Raw genomic sequence first — 4,840 nt, forward strand, 5'->3', positions numbered from 1 at the left:
CCTCCGGTCCCCGTGGTCTGACGGTTTCCCTTCGGCCCACCGGATCGGCTGGAGGGCCGCGGTCACCACCGCAGTTGGGCGAGGGTGCCCGGGCGGATCGCCTGATCGCCGAAGCGGACCCGCGCCCGGTCGGCGGCTTGTTCGATGCGGCGCCGTTTGCCGTCCGCCGGGTCCAGGAGCAACTGCTGGACGGCGTACTGGGCCTCGGTGAGGTCCACCCGAACAGTGATCGTGCGGACACGGGCGCGCTGCAGCCCGAAGCGGGAATACAGGTCGTACGCGGCGGCGCTGAGTGCCGGTGTGTGAGCGGTGTACTCCTCCAGCGTGCGTGAGCGCTGTGTCGTGGCGCCGTCGGCGTACGAGATGCTCAGCGCGAGCCGCGCGGCGACCTGGCCGGTGGTGCGCAGCCGCAGCCCGAGACGTTCGCAGAGGTCGAGCAGGGCCCGGCGGTGTGCGGCGGGGTCGAGCTCGTCGTGGCTGAACTCGTAGGAGAAACCGGTGGACTTGGGCGCTGCCTCGGAGGTGACCGGGCGCGGGTCCAGGCCCCGGGCCCGTTGCGACAGCGTCACGGCAGTGGCCTTGCCGAGGATGCGCTGCAGCGTCAGCAGCGGAACGCCGAGAAGGTCGCCGATGCGGTGGAGGCCGTACTCCCCGAGCGTACGGGCGGTGGCCGGGCCGACCCCGTGGAGGGCGCCGACGGGCTTGGGATGGAGAAACGCGGCGACTGCCTCGGGAGCCGGGGCGACGACGGTGACCTGACCAGGAGCGGTCGTGTCGGCCGCCATCGCGGCCAGCATCCGGTTCGGGCCGGCGCCGATCGTCGCGCGCAGCCCGAGGTGTGCGGCCAGGCGGAGCGCGGCCATGGCCGCCAGGCCACCGGTGTCCCGGTCGAAGAACCGCAGGGCACCGGTGACATCGAGGTCGGCGGCGTCCGGCGGGAGGGCCTGGACCAGCGGGGTGAGATCACGCAGCAGCGTGAGGGCCTGCTCGTACGTCTCCTGGCCGGCCGGGCCTAGGTCGTGGAGCTGAACGCGCAGGATGCTCCGGGCTCGGGTGGTCATGGCGCTCACCCCGCCGATCCGGGAGACCGGTGTCCCAGGCGCCGCAGGTCGGCGGAGCGGGACCCGGCGGGCCGCAGATCGCTCCAGGCGTTGAGCTTCGCCCCGGCCGTTCCGTCTTCGAGTGTCCGGCCCGCACCCGGCGTGCTGTCACCGCGGGCAGGTGTGGGGGCGGGTGTGGTGCGGCCGAGCAGGCGGAGGGCGGCTTCGGGGCCCAGGTCGCGGCGGGTGGTGGCGACTTCCTCCAGGTCCCAGGCGGCCTGCCCGACCACGGTGCGCCGGGGGCCGCGTTCCTCGACGACTCCGCGGACCAGGAGCAGGCCGGAGTGGAAGACCGTGTGCGCGCAGGTGGCGTGGGAGTCCTCGAAGAACGCGAGGTCCACGAGGCCGGATCCGTCCTCCAGGGTCACGAAGATGACCCTCTTGCCGGACGGGATCGGCGGCGTCTGGGTCGATGCCCGCACGCCGGCGACCAGCACCTGCTGTCCGCGGCGCATCGCCTGCAAGTGGCGGGCGTCGGTCGCGCCGAGCTCGGCGAGCAGCCGGTGGTGGTGGTCGAGCAGATGGCGGCTGACGTCGATGGAGAGCACATCGATCTCGGCACTCATCACGTCGCGGCCGGTCATCTCGGGCAGCCCGGCCGGCTCACCGGCGTGCGTCTCGTCGCCGAGCGGCAGCTGGCCGTCGATCGCGGTCCGGTTGCGTGCGGAGCGGTGCAGCTCGGTGGCCTGCAACAGCAGATCCCGCCGGGTCAGCCCGCCGTGCAGCGGAGCGAGAGCTCCGATCTTGATGAGGCGCTGGGCGAGAGGCAGGGACGGGCGGGCGCGCAGCCACAGATCCTGCAGTCCGGCGTACGGCTGCCCGGCTTCGATGCGGGCGCTCTCCGCTTCGGTGATCCCGCGCACCGTGGACAACGCGAGCCGTACGCCCCAGCCGTTCGCCGTCGGCTCGACGCTGTGGGCGCCGCGGGAGGCATTGACGTCGACCGGCAGGATCGCCACTCCGAACTGCTTCGCGTCCTGGACCAGGACGCGGGGCGCCCACATGCCGGGGTCGTGCTGGAGCAGCCCGGCGAAGAACGCGGCGGGGTAGTGCGTTTTGAGCCACGCCGACTGGACGGCCGGGACCGCGAAGGCCACGGCGTGCGCGCGGCAGAATCCGTACGCCCCGAACTCCTTGACGATGTCCCAGACTTCGCCGGTCACGTCCGGGGGGTAGCCGCGCTCGGCGGCGCAGCGGCGGAACCACGCCTCCACCTTCGGCAGCCGCTCGGCGTCGGCGAGGGCGCGGCGTGCGACGTCCGAGGCAGCACGGTCGCAGCCGGTCATCGTGGCCAGGATCATCATGATCTGCTCGTGCCAGATCACCACCCCGTACGTGTCATCCATGATCGGCACAAGGTCGGGGTGGGGGTAGCGGGGCTCCTCGACCCCGTGCCGGGCGGCGATGAACTTCGCGGGCATGCCCCCGGCGACCGGCCCGGGCCTGAAGAGGCTGATGTCGGCGATCACGTCCTGCATGTGCCGTGGCTGGAGTCTCGCGATGAGATCCTGCTGTCCTGGGCTCTCGAGCTGGAAGCAACCCAACACCCTGGTGCTGCGGATCAGTTCGAAGGTGGACTCATCGGCGAGGTCGACGTGGTCGGGACTGTCGAGGTCGATGTGCCGGCCTGTGGTGCGACGGATCTCGGCGACCGAGTGCGCCATCGCCGACTGCATGCGCACGCCGAGGACATCGAGCTTCAGCAGGCCGAGGTCCTCGACATCGTGCTTGTCCGCCTGCACCGTCGGATACGCGCCTCCCGGGGCGGGCTGCACCGGGAGGCGGCCGAGCAGGCTCACGTCGGAAAGGATCACGCCGCACGGGTGCATGGCGAAGCCGCGCGGCAGGGCGTCCAGGCCCTCTGCCAGCTCCCACAGCGGACCGTACTGGTCGGCCTCGGCCGCGAGCTGCCGCAGTTCGGGCAGCTCGGACAGTGCGGAGCCGATGTCACACGCGCGGATGTGCGGAAAGCTCTTGGCGATCCTGTCGACGGTCTGGGGGCGGATCCCGAGCGCGAGCCCCGTATCGCGCAGGGCGTGACGGGCGCGGTAGGTCTCCGGCATCCCGGTGACCGCCACGCGCTCGGAGCCGAACCGTTCGAAGATCCGGTCGTAGACCTCCAGACGCCGGTCCGACTCGACGTCGAGGTCGATGTCCGGCAGGGCGGTGCGGCGCTCGCTGAGGAAGCGTTCGAACAGGAGCCGGTGCGAGAGCGGGTTGGCCGTGGCGATGAAAAGGCTGTGGTTGACCATGGACCCGGCACCGGAGCCGCGGGCGGCGACCCGGATCCCCATGGACCGCACGTCCGCGACGACCTGGGCCACCGCGAGGAAGTACGCCTCGTATCCGAGGCGCTCGATCACCCCGAGCTCGTAGCCGAGCCGGTCCATCGCCCGTACGTCCCGGTCGAGGCCGCGGGCGGTCATCCCGGCCTCGCTGCGCTGCCGCAGCAACCGCATCCCGTCCCCCGGACCGGTGCCGGCTCCCACCACGTACGGCTCGGGGAAGTGCGCTCGCCCCAGGCCGAGGTCGCGCACCGGGTCCACCGTGCACCGCTCGGCGGTAGCTGCCGTCTCCTCGATCAGACGCAGCCCTCGGCCGGCCGGGGCGCTCGCGGCCGCGGCCACCCGCTCCGCCACCTCGGCCATCTCGGCTCCGGACTTCAGATACCGCTCGCCCGGGTCGAGCGCTCCACGCTGCGGGATCGGACGCAGCAGCCGGGCGGCGTCCAGCACGTCGGCCAGGCGGTGCTGCTCGCGCCGCTCGTACCGCACCGCGTTGGTGAGCACCGTCGGGATGCCGAGCCGGTCGCCCAGAGCAAGGGTGTGCGCGGCCAGCCGCATCGATCCGGCGCCCAGCCCGGGCAGGCCGTAGGCGACCGCCTCCAGCCGGAGAAGTCCCTGACCCGCGATCTCCCGCCACGGGACGAGCAGCCTTTCCGCGACGTCCGGCCGTCCGGCGGCCAGCGCACGTACGGGCTCGGAGGCCGGCCCGAGGATCGCCACCACATCCTCGCCCAAGCCCTCCCGCAGCGCCTCCCACGAGGCGACCGGAAAGCCGTCGACCGGATGCGCGTAGGCCGTGGAGACGAGGCGGCAGATACGCGCCCACCCGCTCACGGAGCCTGCCAGCAGCGTGATTCTCAGGCGCGGCTCCGCCACGTGCCCACCACCGCGGACCGGTGTGCGCGAGCGGCGAGGAGCCCTTGCCGTGTCGAACGCCGGTACGGCGAGATCCACCCCGAAGATCGGGCGTACCCCGGCGCCCATGCACGCCTTCGCGTGCCGCACGGCGCCGGTGACGCTGTCCCGGTCAGTCAGCGCGAGCGCGCCCATGCCGAGCTCCGCCGCCCGGCGCACCAGGTCCTGCGGATGAGAGGCCCCGTAGCGAGCGGAGAACCCGGAAGCGACGTGGAGATGCGTGAAAACAGCCATCGCGCACCTCCGAATCTGCTCTGGCACCCCCTGCTCGTCTGGCGTCCTGCTGTCAGAACGTTGCATCCGATCTATTCGCACAGTAGTTCGATAGAACAGTTTCGGCCAACCGATCTTGACGTGGCGAGAAGTCACCCTGGGCCGCGCACGGCCCGCGGCCGCTCACCACTGGGCCGGTGGCCAGATCTACACCTGCCACCCCACCCCTCGACTACCTGCCGACCTGTCCACACTCTTCGATATTCGCTCGAACGTTCGAATAATTCAAGCCAGACACCTCCTGGCGGGGGCACGCCGGGCAGGGGC

The 4,840-nt window shown here is 71.9% G+C and carries 2 protein-coding genes; both read right to left on the minus strand.

The genetic code is table 11. The annotated features are described in order from the left end of the window. Nucleotides 1-62: 62 nt before the first annotated feature. Nucleotides 63-1,070, minus strand: coding sequence for a hypothetical protein (locus HET64_RS36635; protein ID WP_215111555.1), 1,008 nt, complete (start codon nucleotides 1,068-1,070; stop codon nucleotides 63-65). Continuing rightward, on the minus strand, nucleotides 1,067-4,534 hold the full coding sequence (locus HET64_RS36640; protein ID WP_215111556.1) for a DNA polymerase III subunit alpha: 3,468 nt from the start codon (nucleotides 4,532-4,534) through the stop codon (nucleotides 1,067-1,069). The genes HET64_RS36635 and HET64_RS36640 overlap by 4 nt, the downstream gene beginning before the upstream one ends. Between the last annotated feature and the right edge of the window lie 306 nt (nucleotides 4,535-4,840).

Source organism: Streptomyces sp. McG3 (assembly GCF_018619185.1).
Classification (GTDB): Bacteria; Actinomycetota; Actinomycetes; order Streptomycetales; family Streptomycetaceae; genus Streptomyces.

Bases quoted from the DNA above. Each gene is read 5' to 3' on its own strand.
- HET64_RS36640 (WP_215111556.1), bottom strand. From the start codon at position 4,534: ATGGCTGTTTTCACGCATCTCCACGTCGCTTCCGGGTTCTCCGCTCGC.